The sequence below is a fragment of the Micromonospora sp. CPCC 206060 genome (assembly GCF_036906895.1).
GTDB lineage: Bacteria > Actinomycetota > Actinomycetes > Mycobacteriales > Micromonosporaceae > Micromonospora.
The window spans coordinates 22,310-39,432 of record NZ_JBAKHU010000001.1 but is presented as its reverse complement, the minus strand read 5'-3'; the positions used below and the strand labels follow the sequence as shown (position 1 = coordinate 39,432).

Below are 17,123 nucleotides of genomic sequence, written 5' to 3'. Positions count from 1 at the left end.
CGATCATGGAGTTGTGGTGGGTGGTTCACCCCGTTAAGTGGCTTCTGCGGGGCACCACAACTCCATGATCGACAGGTTGTCAGGCGGGGTGCGGGGGTCAGCGGCGGGCGGCCAGTGGCCGTTCGGCGCGCCACCAGCGGTGGATCAGTACCCCGCTGGCGATCAGACCGAGCGCGGCGGGCGCGGCGGCGAACCAGTTCACCTCGTCGGGTGAGCTCGCCGCAGCGCCCACCGCCGCGTAGCCGAACGCGGTGGGGGCCGAGGCGAGCACAGTGCCGGTGAGGAACGGCAGCACCCGGGCACCCGTGGTGCCGTAGCCGTAGCTGACCAGCCCGAAACCGGCGATCGGCAGCAGGCGTACGGTGACCACCCCGAGGACGCTCTGCCGGGTGAACCAGCCGTCCAGGCGGGCCAGCCGGCCCCGGACCCGTTCGGCGACGAACTCCCGGCCCAGCACCCGGCCCACCGCGAAGCCGAGCGCGGCGGCGAGCAGGGCCGCGCCCAGGGCGTACACGCCGCCCTCCAGCGGGCCGAACAGCGCACCCGAGGCCAGCGTGACGAAGGTCCGGGGGACCAGTGCCACCAGCAGCAGCGCGCCGCCGACGATCCCGGTGACCGGGGCGAACCCGCCGAGCGAGTCGGCGAGCTGCGGCAGCTCGGCCAGCTCCGGGCGGGGTACCAGTAGCACCACCAGGCCGCAGCCGGCGAGCAGGAGCAGGAGCAGGGCGAAACGCACCGCCGACCGCTGCCGCAGCAGCCGGCGGGCGGCGGCGATCACACCCGGGCGGCGACGGCGGCGCGTCGCTCGGCGCGGAGCCGGTCGGCCCAGGTGTCGTCCAGCGGCGGGAGCTGGTGTACCCCGGTCGCCCAGCGCAGCAGCAGGTCGGCGAGGGCGGGGTTGCGGGCCAGCGCCGGGCCGTGCGAGTACGTGCCGAGCAGCTTGCCGCGCCACGCCCCCTCGGTGGCCCCGTCGTTGCCGATCCCGGCGGTGACCCGGGCCAGCGGGGCGACGCCGGGGCCGAGGTGGGTCCGGCCGCCGTGGTTCTCGAAGCCGCTCAGCGGTGGCAGGCCCAGCCGGGGGTCGACGTCCCCGGCCAACTCGCCGACCGCCCGGGACGGACCCCGGTCGGAGTGCAGGTCGAGCAGCTCCAGCCCGGCGTACTGGGCGCCCTTGGCGAAGAAGGAGGTACCGAGCAGCTGGTAGCCGGCGCAGACCCCGAAGACCACCGCCCCCTGTGCGGCGGCCCGGTGCAACCCGCCGTCGGCGAGCAGCCGCTGGGCACCCAGGGCCTGCGGACCGTCCTCGCCGCCACCGATCAGGTAGATGTCGGCACTGGTCGGCATCGGCTGGTCCGAGCGGATCTCGATGGCCTCCACCGGCATGCCGCGCTGCTGGGCCCGGCGGGCCAGGATCAGCAGGTTGCCCCGGTCGCCGTAGGTGGACAGCAGGTCCGGGTAGACCCAGACGATGCGCAGACTCTCAGTTGACACGGTCCAGCTCCGCTCGGATGTCCTGGAAAGCGGTGTAGTTGGCGATGACCTCCAGCCGCCCGGGCGGTACCTCCGCGATGGCTGCGGCGAACGTCCGGACGTGCTGGAACGGCACCTCGTTGACGGTCAACCGGACCGCCAGGTCGTACGCCCGGTCGCCGGTGATCAGCACCTGCCGGCCGCGTAGTGGGGCGAAGTCGACGTCGAACAGCCAGGAGGTGTCCAGCCCGTCGGGGTCCCGGGCGTTGATGGAGAGCAGGGTGGGCGCCTCGTCGGCCATGTCGAACGCCTCCAGCCAACTGGCCGGGTTCTTCGCCAGCAGCAGCCGGATGTTGCGCCCGTCCCGCTGTACCTGCGCGTACCGGCCGGCGATGGAGGCGACGTCCTTGAGCCGGTAGACGGCGTCGACCGGGCGTACCCCGAACTCGGCGGCCACGGCCAGCGCGGTGGCGGCGTTGCCGACGTTGACCCGCCCCGGCAGTTGCAGGTTGACCTTGTGCCAGGCGCCGCTCGGGTCGAGTACGCCGTCGTCCTCCACCACCCAGTGCGGCTGCGGGCGGCGCAGCGGGCAGCCGGTGCACCACCACTGCTCACCGTTGCGCTGGATGGTCGAGCCGCACTCCGGGCAGACCCACGAGTCGTCGTGCCAGCGCTGGCCGGCGCTGAACCAGGTGACCTGGGGGCCCTGGACGTACTGGCCCTGCACCACCGGCGGGGTGACCGCCCAGACCACCATCGGGTCGTCGGCGTTGGCCACCACCCGGACCTGGGGATGGCGGACCAGCGCGGACCGCCAGAGCTGCGCCATCATCGCCACCTCCTTGGCCCGGTCGAGCTGGTCCCGGGAGAGGTTGAGCAGCGCCACCACGTGGGGGTTGGTGGCGTCGAGCACCTGGGAGAGGTAGTGCTCGTCGACCTCCAGTACCGCGTACGGCGTGTTGCCGGCCTTGGCCAGCGCCGAGGTGTGCCCGGTGGGCATGTTGGCGCCGAACGAGTTGGTCGCGACGGGGCCGAGTACGCCGACCGCAGCGGTGGTGAGCCGGGTGGTGGTGGTCTTGCCGTTGGTGCCGGAGATCAGGGCGATGGCCCGTCCGGCCGCGAGGTGGGCCAGCAGGTCAGGATCGATCTTGAGGCCGAGCCAACCACCGATCACCGATCCGTCGCCGCGGCCCGCGGCGCGCGACAGCGCTCCGGCGGTCCGCGACACGGAGCTGGCGACCTTGGCCCGCAGGGGCAGCTTCGCGTCCGTCACGTTCGCGAGGTTACCGGACCGGACATCCCACCAGATCGCCGCCGAGGCCGAACGGATCGCCGCTGAGGCCGAACCGTTCGGTCGTACGGTGCCGACCGACGGTTGGATCTTGGTGATCCGGTTGGAGTCGATCAATGTCAGAAAGCGGACCAGGGCATTCGGGTGTTCCCGCCCTCCACTTCACTCCACCCCCTCTGACGTGCACTTTTGAACGGCGAAGTGGCGCGCCGCGCGGTTGAAGTTGGTTGCGGGTGGAGGGAAGTGGAGTAGAGTGGGGCGCAATGGTGAGGCCGGGAGGGCCCACCGGCCCGGGGGGTCAGCGGTGCCGCGAACACCGCTATGGGCAAGGGGGTTGGGCCGATGTTTCTCGGCACCCACACTCCGCGCCTGGACGACAAAGGCCGGCTGATCCTTCCGGCGAAGTTCCGGGACGAGTTGGCGGGAGGTGTCGTGATCACCAAGGGGCAGGAGCATTGCCTCTATGTCTTCCCGATGCCCGAGTTCCAGCGGATCGCTGAGCAACTGCACGCGCAGCCGATGACGAACAAGGCCGCGCGGGCGTACAACCGGGTCTTTTTCGCCAGTGCCCACGACGAGGTCCCCGACAAGCAGGGCCGGGTAACCATCCCGGTCCACTTACGCCAGTACGCGGAACTCGACCGCGACCTGGTGGTGATCGGGGCCAGCACGCGGGTGGAGATCTGGGACAGGCAGAAGTGGGAGACCTACCTCGCGGAGAGCGAAGGCGACTTCGCCGACATCGAGGAGGGGGTGTTGCCGAGCAGTCTGTAGGGCGTGTCGCACCCGACGTACTGCAAGATCTCCAGCCGCTCCGAGCTCCTGGCGCCCCTTCCCCGGTGCCAGGCGCGGGATCTGTTCAGGGCCGCGGCCTGAAGCGGACGAGAGCGGATGGGGATCTGGCGGTATGACGGAAATGTCACACCTTTACGGAATGCTGAACGAAAGCAACGGTTGACAGTGGGGGTCGGCATGGGGGAGCTACGCGGTACGCATGTGCCGGTGCTGCTTGAGCGGTGTCTCGAGTTGCTCGCCCCCGCGCTCGACCGGGGTGGCCGGACGGTCCACGTCGACGCGACGCTCGGTCTCGGTGGGCACGCCGAGGCGGTCCTCGCCGCGCATCCGTCCACCGTCCTGATCGGACTGGACCGGGACACCGAGGCACTGGCCCACGCCGGGGCCCGACTGGCCCGGTACGCCGACCGGATCCATCTCGTGCACGCCGTCTACGACGAGCTGCCCGAGGTGCTCGACCGCCTGGGGATCCCGGCGGTGGACGGTGTCCTGTTCGACCTGGGCGTGTCGTCCCTGCAACTCGACGAACCCGATCGCGGGTTCGCCTACGCGCAGGACGCGCCGCTGGACATGCGGATGGACCAGACCCGGGGGGTGACGGCCGAGGAGGTCGTCAACACCTACTCCCATGGGGATCTGGCCCGGGTGCTGCGGGTCTACGGCGAGGAGAAGTTCGCGGGCCGGATCGCCTCGGCGATCCTGCGGGAACGGGAGCGCGGCCGGATCACCTCGTCGGCGCGGCTCGCCGAGCTGGTCCGCGAGTCGATCCCGGCCCCGGCCCGACGAACGGGCGGACACCCGGCAAAGAGAACGTTTCAGGCTTTACGGATCGAGGTAAACAGAGAACTGGCGGCGCTGGAGACGGCGCTGCCGGCCGCTCTGGACGCACTGTCCCCGGGCGGTCGCCTGGTGGTCCTGTCCTACCACTCGCTGGAGGACCGGCTCACCAAGCACGCGCTCGCGGCCCGGGCCCGCAGTTCGGGCCCGGTCGACCTCCCGGTCGAGCTGCCCGGGACGGGCCCGACGCTGCGGCTGCTCAGCCGTGGTGCCGAGCTTCCCGGGGAGGCGGAGGTCGCCGCCAACCCGCGCGCCGCCTCGGTGCGGCTGCGGGCGGCGGAGCGGATCGACCCGACGAGTACCACCCAGACGCGTGACAACGGCAGGGCCGGCCGCGAACGGCCCCGCCGGAAGGTGAAGGGGATGCACCTGCCGGGCGCTGCGGCGCCTGCGGAGGCCGTGGCGCGAGCTGCGGCGCGACCGGCGGACCAGGGGGGTCCGGAGCGGGTGCCAGGGGACGGCACGGGCACGGCGGAACAGGGGGAGGGATTATGAACGTCAACAAGCGCGACCGTCGGGACACCGGCGCAGCGCGCGGCGCTGGGCAGCGCACACCGCGGTCGGGGGGCCGGACCACGGCGGAGCGTACGGCGGGCGGCGGCACCCGGGTGCCGGCTGTGGACCGGGACACCCACCTGCGAAGGGCCCGCAGCCGGGGGGCAGGCGAGTTCCCGGTGCAGGGCAGTGCGGCACTGAAGCCGGTGGAGCGGGTGTCGACGCGGACCGCGCCGGCCACCCCGACCGGGCCGCGACTGCGGGTCGCACCGCCGCCGCCGGTGACGGTGCCCCAGGCGCCGTTCGTGGCGCTGATCCTGGCGCTCGTGGTCGGTGGCGTGCTCGGCATCCTGGTGATCAATACCAAGATCAACGAGAACGCGTTCCGGCTCGACAAGCTCCAGCAGCAGCAGGCCAAGCTCAACATTGAGGAACAGCAGCTCAACAAGGAGATCGCCGAGGCGGCGATGCCGGGCAACCTGACCGCCAACGCCCGCAAGCTGGGTCTGGTCGAGTCCGAGCAGCCGGCCTTCATCCGGCTGCCCGACGGCCGGCTGATCGGGGTGCCACAGCCGGCCGGCGGCCAGCCGTCGATCACCAGCCAGCAGGGCACGGGGGGATGATCGGTGCCACCAAGATCGGATGAACCGCGCCGGGACCCGCCAGGGGCCCGGCGCGGTTCGGCACGGGGTGGTTCCGGTGCCCAGCCCGGCGAGCCCGGCCTCGGTGGTATCTCCGAGGCCCGCGCCTACACCCCCCGGGGCCGTACCGTCCGGGAATCCGCCGAGCAGCGGCGTACCCCCCGGTCCAGTCGGTCCGGTGACCCGTTCCGGCCGGCCCTGCAGGTGCTCGACGGTGGTCGGGAGGTGCCGGTCCGGACCACCCGGCGCAGCGCACCCGCGGCGGGCGCCAAGACCGTGCGCACCGTCCCGGCCCGGACCGGGCGGGATGACGAGCCGCCGCCCCGTCGGCGTACCACCCCGGCAGCCGGCCGGCGGACCGGTCGACCGGCCACCCGTCGGCCGCTCCGCAAGAAGCCCCGCCCGCCGAAGCTGGCCGATTCCCGGCTGCGGCTGCGCCTGGGTACCCTGCTGGTCCTGGCGCTCTTCGCCACCATCGGGATCCGGCTGGTGGTCCTCCAGGTCGTCGACGCCCCGGCATACGCGGGCGGCGGGCGTGAGGACCGGCTGCGGATCGTCTACCTGCCCGCCGCCCGGGGCGCGATCTACGACCGGGACGGGGCCCCACTGGCGCACAGCGTCGAGGCACGGTACGTCTACGCCGACCCGACGCTGGTCAAGGACCGGGAGAAGACCGCAGAGATCCTCTCCCCGCTGCTCGGCGTACCCCGCTCGGAACTGGTCAAGCGGATGGCCCCCCGGAAACGGGACGGCGACGTCTCCCAGTTCGAGTACCTCGCCCGGGGGGTACGCATCGAGAAGGCCAAGCAGATCGAGAAGCTGGAGCTCCGCGGCATCTTCACCGACCGGGACGAGCGCCGCGAGGTGCCCGGCGGCGACCTGGCCGCCAACCTGATCGGGTTCACCAGCCAGGACATGGCCGGCCTGGAGGGGCTGGAGGCCCGTTACGACGAACTGCTGCGCGGCGAGACCGGCAAGCGGGTCTTCGAGGTCGGGCAGGGGGACCTGAACGCGCCGATCCCCGGCGGGTACAGCCGTACCACCGAGGCCCGGCCGGGCAGCTCGCTGGAACTCACCATCGACCGGGACCTCCAGTTCCAGGCGCAGCGCTACCTGAGCGAGCGGATGGCCGAGGTGCGGGGCAGCACCGGCGCCGCCATCGTCATCGACATCCGGACCGGCGAGGTGCTGGCCCAGGCCAGCCACCCCACCTACAACGCGGCGACCCCGTTCCCCAGCAAGCCGACCGACCGGGAGGACGCGGCCACCAGCTTCGTGGTCGACCCCGGCTCGGTACACAAGGCGATCACCTTCGGCGCGGCGCTCCAGGAGGGCGTCATCAAGCCGGACACCGCCTTCCCGGTGGCCAACACCATCGTCAAGGGCGACACCCCGTTCTCCGACACCCACCGGGCCAACGGCCGGCCGATGAGCCTGCCCGGGATGATGGCCTACTCGTCGAACGTCGGCACCATCCGGATCGCCGACGCGCTGGGCAAGGACCGGCTCTACGACTACCAGCAGCGCTTCGGGCTGGGTAAGCCGACCGGCGTGGGGATGCCCGGCGAGGCGTCCGGCCGGCTGCTGCCGCCGGCCGAGTGGAGCGGATCGTCGTACGGGTCGGTGCCGATCGGGCACAGCGTGGACGCCACGCCGTTGCAGATGGCGGCGGTCTACGCCACCATCGCCAACAACGGCACCTACGTGCAGCCCCGGCTGGTGCGGGCGACCATCGGCCCGGACGGGAAACGGACCCCCGCCCCGGACCCGGTGACCCGCCCGGTGCTCAGCCCGGAGAACGCCGCCGCGCTACGCCACATCCTGGAGGCGGTGACCACCGTGCCGGACGCCACCGGACTGCGGGCCCGGATCCCCGGCTACCGGGTGGCCGGCAAGACCGGCACCGGCTGGCGCCTGGTCAACGGCCGGAAGGTGTCCGGCGAGGTGGCCTCCTTCATCGGCATGGCGCCGGCGGACAACCCCCGGTACGTGGTGGCGGTCTTCGCGCACACCCCCGGTGGCGGCGGCGGGGACATCTCCGCCCCGGTCTTCAAGGACCTGATGGGGTACACACTCCGGCACAACAAGGTGCCGCCGAGTAGCGGTACGAAAGCCCCGAACTTCACCGTCTATCCCCGCTGAGCAGGCACGGCAGGACATCATCGGGGAGTGGCGACGAACCACCGGGGCGGCTGTGCGGTCGGGGCCGGCGGAGAGGGTAGGGTCTGACGCCGTGCCCGGCAATCCTCGTCCCCGTACCGTCCCACCTGTCCGGCTCGGCGACCTCGCCGCGCGGCTCACGGTCGTGGCCCCGGCCGGCGCCGCCGACCTGACGGTGACCGGGGTGACCCACGCCAGCGGGGACGTGCGACCCGGCGATCTCTACGCGGCACTGCCCGGTGCCCGCCGGCACGGCGCCGAGTTCATCCCGGCGGCCCGGGCCGCCGGTGCGGTGGCGGTGCTCACCGACCCGGCCGGCGTCGGCACCGCCGAGGAGGCCGGGCTGCCCACCCTCGTCGTGGCCGATCCCCGGGTGGTGCTCGGTACGGTCGCCGCCGCCGTCTACGGCGAGCCGAGCCGCGACCTGACCATGATCGGGGTGACCGGCACCGCCGGGAAGACCTCGACCGCCTACCTCATCGAGTCGGGGCTGCGCGCCGCCGGGCACGTCACCGGCCTGATCGGCACCGTGGAGACCCGCCTCGGTGATCTCCGGGTGGACAGCGTCCGCACCACCCCGGAGGCCACCGACCTGCACGCCATGCTGGCCGCTGCCCGCGAGCAGGGGGTGACCTCGGTGGTGATGGAGGTGTCCAGCCACGCGCTGGCCATGGGCCGGGTCGGCGGGGTGCGCTTCGCGGTCGGCGGCTACACCAACTTCGGTTCCGACCACCTCGACTTCCACGCCGACGTGGCCGACTACTTCGCCGCGAAGGCCCAACTCTTCGACGGCCGGTGCGCGGTCGAGGTGCTCAACCACGACGACCCGGCGCTGCGCCCGCTGTACCAGCCGGCCACGGTCAGCTACTCCGCAGCCGGTGACCCGACCGCGACCTGGTGGGCCGGCGACGTGCGCGACGCCGGGTACGCCCAGCGGTTCACCGCGCACGGGCCGGACGGGATCACCGTCGCCGCCGGCGTCGGCCTGCCCGGCCGGCACAACGTCGCCAACACGCTGCTCGCCATCGCCATCCTGGTGGCCGCCGGGGTCGACCCGCAGACCGCTGCGGCCGGGGTGGCCGCCTGTCCGGGCGTACCGGGTCGGCTGGAGCTCATCGACGCCCCCGGGCCGGTCCGTGGGGTGGTCGACTACGCGCACAAGCCGGACGCGATCGTGGCCGCCCTGGCCGCCCTCCGGGAACCGGGCGAAGCCGGCCGGCTGATCTGCGTCCTCGGCGCCGGCGGTGACCGGGACCGGGGTAAACGCCCGGTGATGGGTGCCGCCGCCGCCCGGGGCGCCGACCTGCTGCTGATCACCGACGACAACCCGCGTACCGAGGACCCGGCGACGATCCGGGCCGAGGTACGGGCCGGTGCGGAGAGCGCCGGTGGACGGGGCCGGATCCTGGAGGTCGCCGGCCGTCGGGCGGCGATCGACGAGGCGGTCCGGCTGGCCGAGCCGGGTGACGTGATCGCGGTGCTCGGCAAGGGGCACGAACGCGGTCAGGAGATCGGTGGCGAGGTGCACCCCTTCGACGACAAGGTGGAGCTGGCCGCTGCGTTGACCAGTCGGTTCGGACATCTGGTGGAGCGGTCATGATCGAGATGAGCCTGGCCGGGGTGGCGGAGGCGGTCCACGGCCGGCTGGTCGCCGCCGACCCGGCCGCCACGGTCACGTCAGCCGTGGAGTTCGACTCCCGCAAGGTCGGGCCGGGGTCGCTCTTCGTGGCGTTCCCCGGGGAGAAGGTCGACGGTCACGACTACGCCGCTGCCGCCGTCGCGGCGGGCGCGGTCGCCGTACTCGGCACCCGGGAGGTACCCGGGGTGCCGATGGTGCTCGTCGACGACGCGCTGACCGCGCTGGGGCGGCTGGCCCGTGCGGTGGTCGACCGGCTGCCCGGGCTGACCGTGGTCGGTCTGACCGGTTCCTCCGGCAAGACCAGCACCAAGGACATGATCGCCCAGCTGCTGGTCCGGCTCGGCCCCACGGTGGCACCGCCGGGATCGTTCAACAACGAGCTGGGGCACCCCTGGACCGCGTTGCAGGCCGGTCCGCTGACCCGTTTCCTGGTGCTGGAGAAGGGCGCCCGGGGGCGGGGACACGTCCGCTACCTCTGCGAGGTGGTGCCACCCCGGATCGCGGTGGTGCTCAACGTCGGGGTGGCACACATCGGCGAGTTCGGCTCGGCCGACGCCATCGCCGAGGCGAAGGGCGAGCTGGTGGAGGGGCTGCCCGCCGACGGGCTGGCGGTGCTCAACGCCGACGACCCCCGGGTGTCCGCCATGTCGGCGCGGACCGGGGCCCGGGTGGTCCGCTACGGCGAGGCGGCCGACGCCGACCTGCGGGCCGTCGACGTCACCCTCGACGAGCGCGGACGGCCGTCGTACGCCCTGGTCACCCCGGAGGGGAGCGCGCCGGTGCGGCTCGGCCTGACCGGCCGGCACCAGGTATCCAACTCGTTGGCCGCCGCCGCCGTGGCCCGGGAGGTCGGCATGCCCCTGGCCGAGCTGGCGGTGGCCCTCGGCGAGCTGGGTCTGGTCTCCACCCGCCGGATGGACGTGTTCGACCGGCCGGACGGCGTCACGGTGATCGACGACTCGTACAACGCGAACCCCGCGTCGATGGCCGCGGCGCTGCGCGCCCTGGCCGGCATGGGGCAGGGCCGCCGGACCGTGGCGGTCCTGGGCTACATGGCCGAACTCGGCCCGTACGAATCCGACGGGCATGCCGAGGTGGGCCGGATCGCGGCCGAACTCGGCGTCGACCGGCTGCTCGTGGTGGGCCAGCCGGCCGCGTCCATTCATCAGGGCGCGACAGCGGTACAGGACTGGGGAGGAGAGTCGGTGCTGGTTACCGATCAGGCGGAAGCCGTCGGGATACTGCGGAGCGAGCTACGACCGGGCGATGTCGTCCTGGTCAAGGGCTCCCGCTACCGCACCTGGGAGGTCGCCGACGCGCTGCGCGCCGACGGCGCCACGGGAACTGACGCAGGGGTGGCTCCGGCGTGAGGGCGGTCATCGTCGCCGTCGGGGTGGCGTTCCTGATCTCCCTGTTCTGCACCCCGATCGCCATCAAGGTCTTCACCCGGCTCAAGGCCGGACAGCCGATCCGGGCCGAGGGCCCGGCGATGCACCAGGGCAAGAAGGGCACCCCCACCATGGGTGGCGTGGTGTTCATCATCGCCACGGTGATCGCGTACGTCGCCGGTCACCTCGCCCTGACCACCCTGCCGGACCAGCAGATCGCCCAGGTCGAGCCGACCATCACCGCGCTGGTGCTGCTCGGGTTGATGGTCTTCTCCGGCGCGGTCGGTTTCATCGACGACTTCCTGAAGGTCCGCAAGCGCAACAGCGCCGGTCTCAACAAGCGCGGCAAACTGTTCGGCCAGATCCTGGTCGGCGCGGTCTTCGGGGTGATCGCGCTCTACTTCCCGAGCAGCATGGTCGACGCCGCGGGGACGGCCACCAACGTCGAGACGGTGGGCAGCACCACCCTCTCCTTCATCCGCGACATCGACGCGCTGCAGGTCGGCAAGGTCGCCTCCGTCATCATCTTCATCTTCGTGGTGATGGCGGCCACCAACGGCGTCAACCTGACCGACGGTCTGGACGGCCTGGCCACCGGTGCCTCGGTGATGGTGCTCGCCGCGTACGCCCTGATCGCGTTCTGGCAGTACCGGCACTGGTGCGCCGACCCCAACTACACCGAGAAGTACTGTTACGCGGTCCGTGACCCGCTGGAGATCGCCCTGATCGCCGGTGCGGCGGCCGGTGCCTGCGTCGGCTTCCTCTGGTGGAACACCTCACCGGCGCGGATCTTCATGGGCGACACCGGTGCCCTGGGCCTGGGTGGCCTGATCGCCGGTATGGCGATGTCCACCCGGACCGTGCTGCTGCTGCCGATCATCGGCGGACTCTTCGTCATCATCACCATGTCGGTGGTCATCCAGATCATCTCGTTCCGGACCACCGGTAAGCGGGTCTTCCGGATGTCGCCGTTGCAGCACCACTTCGAGCTGGCCGGGTGGAGCGAGGTCAACATCGTGGTCCGCTTCTGGATCATCGCCGGGATCGGGGTGGCCATCGCGCTGGGCCTGTTCTACAGCGAGTTCCTCGCCAACGTCAGCTGACCCGGCGGGCCGTCGCCGAAGGGCCCCTGCCGCCGCCGAAAACGGCAGGCAGGGGTCCTTCCGCGCATCCGGGGCGACACGCCGCAGGTCGGGCGCCTGTCCCCGCCGACGGGCGGTACCGGTGATGATGGGCGCATGGGGGAGGGACACGACAGAACGGGCAGCACCCGCGAGTACCCGCTCCGGCAGTCCGGCGGTGGACGTACCCCGGACCAGCCGGCCGGTGCGGACGGGCCCGGCGCGGCACCGCGCGGCCTGGACGCGGCGGCCGGTGGGCTGGCCGCGCTGCGTGGCCTGCTGGCCCGGCCGCTCGCCTCCTACTACCTGCTGATCTCCAGTGCCGGGCTGCTGCTGGTGATCGGCCTGACCATGGTCTTCTCGGCCACCAGCGTCAAGGCGTACGCCGAGGACGGCAACGCCTACGCCGACCTCACCAAGCAGGCCGTCTTCGCGGTCGTCGGCCTGGTCGCGTTCTGGGCCTGCCAGCGGCTGCCCGCGCGTACCTACCGGGTGCTCGGCCGACCGCTGCTCGGCCTCTCCGTGGTGCTGCTGCTGATCCTCAACGCCCTGCTCGCCTGGGCGTCGCTGCGGGACCTAAAGGTCGCGAAGATCGGCCCGGTCGAGGCCAATCTGCTCTGGCTCTACATCGGCCCGATCCAGTTGCAGCCCAGTGAGCTGGCCAAGTTCGCCCTGGTGCTCTGGGGTGCCGACGTGATCGCCCGCAAGGGCGCCGAGCTGGGCTGGTGGCGGGAACTGGCCACCCCGCTCTTCCCGGTGGTCGGGCTGCTCTTCGTCCTGGTCGGCTACAACGACCTCGGTACGATGCTCTGCCTGCTGGCCCTGGTGGTCGGCCTGCTCTGGGCGGCCGGGGTCCGGCTGCGGATCTTCGCGGCACTGTCGGCGCTGGGCCTGCTCGGGATCAGCCTGCTGATCGCGGTCGCCTCGCTCGGCGCCGGCTCCGGCGACAAGGATGCGGAGAACTACCGGCTGGCCCGGTTGACCATGTTCCTCAACCCGCCGCCGCCGAACGAGTGCAACCTCGATGACTGCTACCAACTCGCCCAGGCCCGGTACGCCATCGACAACGGCGGCTGGTTCGGGGTGGGGCTCGGCAAGAGCAGCGCCAAGTGGGACTGGCTCCCCGCTGCGGACAACGACTTCATCTTCGCGGTGCTCGCCGAGGAGTTGGGCGTGGTCGGCTGTACCGTGGTGCTCGCCCTCTTCGCCGTCCTCGCGTACACCGGGCTGCGAATCGCCCGGCGGGTCTCCGACCCGTTCCGGCGGCTCGCCGCCGCAGCGGTGACCACCTGGCTGGTCAGCCAGACCGTGATCAACATCGGTGGGGTGGTCGGGCTGCTCCCCATCACCGGTCTGCCGCTGCCGTTCATCTCCGACGGCGGCAGCGCCCTGGTGGTCACGATGGCCGCGATCGGCATGCTCGCCTCGTTCGCCCGGGCCGAACCCGATGCGGCGAGGGCCCTGCACGCGCGCCCGCCGGCCCGGTGGGTCCGCCTACTCTGGGCCCCGCTGCCGCCGATCCCCGGCCGGCGCACGGTACCGCCGTCGGCCGCCGACGACCGGGCCACCCCCGGCCGGGAGCGGCCGACGCCGACCCGGGACCGGTCGACGGCACGGGACTCTTCGCCACCCCGGGACCGCGCCGCAGCCCGCCGCGACGACGGCGTACCACCGCCCCGGGTGCCCCGGAGCCGCTCCGGTCCGGCGAGCGAGAGGAGACGGTGATGGGTCCGCTGCGGTCGGTGGTCCTGGCCGGCGGCGGTACCGGGGGGCACGTCTACCCGTTGCTGGCGTTCGCGGACTGCCTGCGCCGGCACGACCCGTCGGTCCGGATCACCTGCGTCGGTACCCCCCGTGGCCTGGAGAACGACCTCATTCCTGCACACGGGTACGACCTGCGGCCGATCCCCGCCCACCAGCTCCCCCGGTCGCTCAACATGAATCTCATCCGGACGCCCGACCGGATGTGGCGGGCGGCCCGCGCGGCGGGCCGGGTACTCGACGAGGTGGCCGCCGACGTGGTGGTCGGCTTCGGCGGTTACGTCTCGGTCCCCGCCTACCTGGCCGCCTGGCGTCGGGAACTGCCGATCGTCGTCCACGAGGTGAACGTCCCGCCGGGCGTCGCCAACCGGCTCGGCATGACGTTCACGAAACATGTGGCGGTGGGCTTCCCGCACCAGCCGGTCCAGGCCGAGTCGCTGCGCCACGCCCGGGTGGTCGGGGTGCCGCTGCGCCGGGGGATCGCCACGCTGGACCGGGCGGCCCGGCGGGCCACCGCCCGGGAACACTTCGGGCTCCGTCCGGACCTGCCCACCCTCTTCGTGGCCGGCGGGTCGCAGGGTGCCCGGTCGATCAACCAGGCGGTCGCCGGGGCGGCCGGCCGGCTGGCCGGGGCGGGGGTGCAGGTGCTGCACGTCATCGGGGCCCGCAACGAGCCGGTGCCGGTCCCGGCGGACCTGCCGGTGCCGTACGTCACTCTGCCCTATCTGTCGGAGATGGAACTCGGCTACGCCGCCGCCGACCTGATGCTGGCCCGGGGCGGGGCGATGACCTGCGCCGAGGTGGCCGCGATCGGGCTGCCCACGATCTACGTGCCGTACCCGCACAGCAACCAGGAGCAGAAGCGCAACGCGCTGCCGGTGGTGCAGGCCGGTGGCGGGCTGCTGGTCGACGACGCCGAGCTCAGTCCGGCCTGGCTGGAACACCACGTCATCCCGCTGATCCGGGATCCGCAGCGGCTGGCCGCGATGGGGGCCGCCGCCGCCGGGTACGGCCGCCGTGACGGTGACGAGGCGCTGCTCGCCTTCGTCCACGAGGCGGTCGGCCGGTGACCGTAACCGAGAGCCCCGCAGTCGCGAACGGACGGGTAGCTGTGGTGAGCGCGAGGAGCGAGCTTGCGAGCCCCGCAGTCGCGAACGGACGGGTAGCCCGGTGAGGCGGCCGGCCGTTATGGAAAGGTTCTCCCTATGAACACCGCACAGTTCAGCCCGGCCGGCACGCTCACCGCGGAGGACCTGGGTACGGTTCACCTGATCGGGGTGGGTGGGGTCGGCATGAGCGGCCTGGCCCGACTGCTGCTGACCCGGGGTATCCCGGTCTCCGGCAGCGAACTGCGGGAGTGGCCGTCACTGGTGGGCCTGCGGGCGCTGGGTGGTCGGATCCACATGACCCACGACGTGGCCAACCTCGACGAGGTCGACACCGTGGTCTACTCGACGGCCATCCCGGCTGACCACATCGAGATGGTCGAGGCCCGTCGCCGAGGGCTGCGGGTGCTGCATCGGTCGGAGGCGCTGGCGGCGGCGATGACCGGTCGGCGGGCGATCGCCATCGCCGGGACGCACGGCAAGACCACCACCACCTCGATGATGACCCTGGTCTTCCAACAGGCCGGGCAGGATCCGTCGTTCGTCATCGGCGGGGAGATCTCCGAGGTGGGGTCCGGGGCGCACCACGGCACCGGCGAGTACTTCGTGGTGGAGGCCGACGAGAGCGACCGGTCGTTCCTGATCTACCGGCCGTTCGTCTCGGTGATCACCAACATCGAGGCGGACCACCTCAACACCTACGGCGACTACGCCGGGCTGGAGGCGGCCTTCGCCGAGTTCGCCCGGCTCACCGACCCCGAGGGCTTCGTGGTGACCTGCGCGGACGATCCGGGTACCCGACGACTCGCCGAGGTGCTGCGGGCCGAGGGCCGACGGGTCTTCACCTACGGTGAGTCGGCCGACGCGGACCTGCGGCTGAGCGACATCACCTCCTCCGCCCACGGGGTCCGTTACCTGGCAGGCGTGGAGGGGCAGTCGCTGGGCGAGATCCGGCTGCCGACGCCGGGGCGGCACCTGGGGCTGAACAGCGCGGCGGCGGTGCTGACCGCGTACCAGCTCGGGCTGCCGCTGGAGGCGATCACCGCGGCCCTGGCCGCGTTCCCCGGGGTCCGGCGCCGCTTCGAGCGCAAGGGCACCGCCGACGGCGTCCTGGTGTACGACGAGTACGCGTACCACCCGACCTCCATCACCGCCGCGCTGCGCACCATGCGGGAGGTGGCCGGGGACGGTCGCCTGGTCGTGGTCTTCCAGCCGTACCGGCTCTACCGGACCCGCGACCTCCAGCAGGAGCTGGCCGAGGCGTTGGCGCTGGCCGACGAGGTGGTGGTGATGGAGGTGTTCGGCCCGGGCGAGGTACGCCAGCCGGGTGAGGGCGGGGTCGCCCTGACCGCAGCGATCGACCTGCCTGAGGCACAGAAGGTGTTCGTGGAGTCCTGGGAGGCGGTTCCGGCGGAGGTGCTGCGCCGGGCGCGCCTGGGTGACGTGGTGGTCACCATGGGGGCCCCGCCGATCTCGCTGATGGGCGACGAACTGCTTGACGCGCTGCTGCGCCGTGCGGCCGGTCCGGCCTCGCCGGACCAGGGGGACGGCGCGGCGCCCACGGTCGGATGAGCCCCGGGCCGTCGCGGGGACGGACCGCCGGTGCGGACGCTGCGTCCCGGCGCGGTCCGGAGCGCCGTTGGCAGCTGGTCCGGGCCGGCAGCGACGCCGTACCGCCGTCGACCCGCCGGTTCATGCGCCGGGCGCGGCAGCGCCGGATGCGGGCCGCCCTGCCCTGGGCCGTCGCGGCGGGGGTGGCCGTGCTGGCCGGTCTGGTCGCCTGGACGCTGCTCGGTACCGGCCTGTTCGGCGTACGCGAGGTGCGGGTGACCGGCAACGACCTGGTCACCGCCGTGCAGGTGCGGGACGCGGCGGCGGTGCCGGACGGGATGCCGCTGGCCCAGGTGGATCTGGCCGGAGTGGCGGACCGGATCGGCAAGTTGCCGCCGGTCGAGCGGGCGACGGTGTCCCGGCAGTGGCCGGACCGGCTGCTGGTCGAGGTGGTGGAGCGGACGCCTGCGGCGGTGGTGCCTCGGGCCGGCCGGTTCGCGGTGATCGACTCCTCCGGCACGGTGTTCCGTGATCTCGCGGAGCCTCCGCCGGGGCTGCCGGTGGCCCGGGTGGCCACCCCGGGCCGGGACGATCCGGGGACCCGGGCGGCGCTCGACGTGCTCGCCGCGTTGACTCCGGAGCTGCGGGCCCAGCTTGTGGACGTGACCGTGGAGGGGCTGGCCCGGATCACCGTGCGGTTGCGGGGGGACCGGAAGGTGATCTGGGGCGACGCGACCCGGGGGGAGACCAAGGCTCGGGTGGCGACCGCGTTGCTCAGTCGGAAAGCCGACACCATCGATGTGAGTGCCCCGGACGTGGTGACCTTCCGCTGACCGGCTGTACCGGTCGTCCCCGCTGGCCGGTCCGG

The 17,123-nt window shown here is 72.6% G+C and carries 14 protein-coding genes; 11 read left to right on the top strand and 3 right to left on the bottom strand.

What is annotated here, in order from left to right; genetic code table 11:
• Positions 1–97: 97 nt before the first annotated feature.
• Genes V6U90_RS00205 through V6U90_RS00195 form a run of 3 tightly spaced genes read right to left on the bottom strand, consistent with a single transcriptional unit; the run spans position 98 to position 2,728 of the window.
• Positions 98–871: a TVP38/TMEM64 family protein gene (locus V6U90_RS00205; RefSeq protein ID WP_442933502.1), complete on the bottom strand. Its 774-nt coding sequence runs from the start codon at positions 869–871 to the stop codon at positions 98–100.
• Entirely contained in the window at positions 775–1,491 is a 717-nt protein-coding gene (locus tag V6U90_RS00200) for a type 1 glutamine amidotransferase (protein WP_334430384.1), read from the bottom strand. The genes V6U90_RS00205 and V6U90_RS00200 overlap by 97 nt, the downstream gene beginning before the upstream one ends.
• Positions 1,481–2,728: a MurT ligase domain-containing protein gene (locus V6U90_RS00195; RefSeq protein WP_334430849.1), complete on the bottom strand. Its 1,248-nt coding sequence runs from the start codon at positions 2,726–2,728 to the stop codon at positions 1,481–1,483. Before V6U90_RS00195 ends, V6U90_RS00200 begins: the two co-directional genes overlap by 11 nt.
• A gap of 375 nt (positions 2,729–3,103) precedes the next feature.
• On the opposite strand from V6U90_RS00195, the gene mraZ reads away from it, so the two are divergent.
• The 11 genes from mraZ (at position 3,104) to V6U90_RS00140 (ending at position 17,088) form a co-directional block, all read left to right on the top strand.
• Positions 3,104–3,535, top strand: coding sequence for a division/cell wall cluster transcriptional repressor MraZ (gene mraZ, locus V6U90_RS00190; RefSeq protein WP_334430383.1), 432 nt, complete (start codon positions 3,104–3,106; stop codon positions 3,533–3,535).
• Positions 3,536–3,733: 198 nt separating this feature from the next.
• The gene (rsmH, locus tag V6U90_RS00185; RefSeq protein WP_334430382.1) at positions 3,734–4,888 is read left to right on the top strand and encodes a 16S rRNA (cytosine(1402)-N(4))-methyltransferase RsmH; all 1,155 of its coding nucleotides are present in this window, start codon (positions 3,734–3,736) and stop codon (positions 4,886–4,888) included.
• Positions 4,885–5,511: a hypothetical protein gene (locus V6U90_RS00180; RefSeq protein ID WP_334430381.1), complete on the top strand. Its 627-nt coding sequence runs from the start codon at positions 4,885–4,887 to the stop codon at positions 5,509–5,511. Before rsmH ends, V6U90_RS00180 begins: the two co-directional genes overlap by 4 nt.
• A gap of 3 nt (positions 5,512–5,514) precedes the next feature.
• Positions 5,515–7,671 carry a peptidoglycan D,D-transpeptidase FtsI family protein gene (locus tag V6U90_RS00175; RefSeq protein WP_334430379.1) on the top strand — a complete coding sequence of 719 codons (2,157 nt, stop codon included), beginning with the start codon at positions 5,515–5,517 and terminating at the stop codon, positions 7,669–7,671.
• 91 nt (positions 7,672–7,762) lie between these two features.
• Positions 7,763–9,289: a UDP-N-acetylmuramoyl-L-alanyl-D-glutamate--2,6-diaminopimelate ligase gene (locus tag V6U90_RS00170; RefSeq protein WP_442933489.1), complete on the top strand. Its 1,527-nt coding sequence runs from the start codon at positions 7,763–7,765 to the stop codon at positions 9,287–9,289.
• The gene (locus V6U90_RS00165) at positions 9,286–10,698 is read left to right on the top strand and encodes a UDP-N-acetylmuramoyl-tripeptide--D-alanyl-D-alanine ligase (RefSeq protein ID WP_334430377.1); all 1,413 of its coding nucleotides are present in this window, start codon (positions 9,286–9,288) and stop codon (positions 10,696–10,698) included. Before V6U90_RS00170 ends, V6U90_RS00165 begins: the two co-directional genes overlap by 4 nt.
• Positions 10,695–11,819: a phospho-N-acetylmuramoyl-pentapeptide-transferase gene (gene mraY, locus V6U90_RS00160; RefSeq protein ID WP_334430376.1), complete on the top strand. Its 1,125-nt coding sequence runs from the start codon at positions 10,695–10,697 to the stop codon at positions 11,817–11,819. The genes V6U90_RS00165 and mraY overlap by 4 nt, the downstream gene beginning before the upstream one ends.
• Before the next feature lie 135 nt (positions 11,820–11,954).
• Positions 11,955–13,562 (top strand): FtsW/RodA/SpoVE family cell cycle protein, encoded by a 1,608-nt coding sequence (locus V6U90_RS00155; RefSeq protein WP_442933488.1) that lies wholly within the window; start codon positions 11,955–11,957, stop codon positions 13,560–13,562.
• Positions 13,562–14,668, top strand: a complete 1,107-nt coding sequence (gene murG, locus V6U90_RS00150; protein ID WP_334430375.1) for an undecaprenyldiphospho-muramoylpentapeptide beta-N-acetylglucosaminyltransferase — start codon at positions 13,562–13,564, stop codon at positions 14,666–14,668. The genes V6U90_RS00155 and murG overlap by 1 nt, the downstream gene beginning before the upstream one ends.
• 135 nt (positions 14,669–14,803) lie before the next feature.
• Entirely contained in the window at positions 14,804–16,276 is a 1,473-nt protein-coding gene (gene murC / locus V6U90_RS00145; protein ID WP_442933487.1) for a UDP-N-acetylmuramate--L-alanine ligase, read from the top strand.
• Positions 16,273–17,088: a cell division protein FtsQ/DivIB gene (locus tag V6U90_RS00140; protein WP_334430373.1), complete on the top strand. Its 816-nt coding sequence runs from the start codon at positions 16,273–16,275 to the stop codon at positions 17,086–17,088. Before murC ends, V6U90_RS00140 begins: the two co-directional genes overlap by 4 nt.
• The last annotated feature ends 35 nt before the right edge of the window (positions 17,089–17,123 follow it).

Excerpts from the sequence above, each read along its gene's own strand:
- V6U90_RS00155 (WP_442933488.1), top strand. The coding sequence starts at position 11,955 with ATGGGGGAGGGACACGACAGAACGGGCAGCACCCGCGAGTACCCGCTC.
- V6U90_RS00165 (WP_334430377.1), top strand. The coding sequence starts at position 9,286 with ATGATCGAGATGAGCCTGGCCGGGGTGGCGGAGGCGGTCCACGGCCGG.
- mraZ (WP_334430383.1), top strand. The coding sequence starts at position 3,104 with ATGTTTCTCGGCACCCACACTCCGCGCCTGGACGACAAAGGCCGGCTG.
- V6U90_RS00140 (WP_334430373.1), top strand. The coding sequence starts at position 16,273 with ATGAGCCCCGGGCCGTCGCGGGGACGGACCGCCGGTGCGGACGCTGCG.
- murC (WP_442933487.1), top strand. The coding sequence starts at position 14,804 with ATGAACACCGCACAGTTCAGCCCGGCCGGCACGCTCACCGCGGAGGAC.
- murG (WP_334430375.1), top strand. The coding sequence starts at position 13,562 with ATGGGTCCGCTGCGGTCGGTGGTCCTGGCCGGCGGCGGTACCGGGGGG.
- rsmH (WP_334430382.1), top strand. The coding sequence starts at position 3,734 with ATGGGGGAGCTACGCGGTACGCATGTGCCGGTGCTGCTTGAGCGGTGT.
- V6U90_RS00180 (WP_334430381.1), top strand. The coding sequence starts at position 4,885 with ATGAACGTCAACAAGCGCGACCGTCGGGACACCGGCGCAGCGCGCGGC.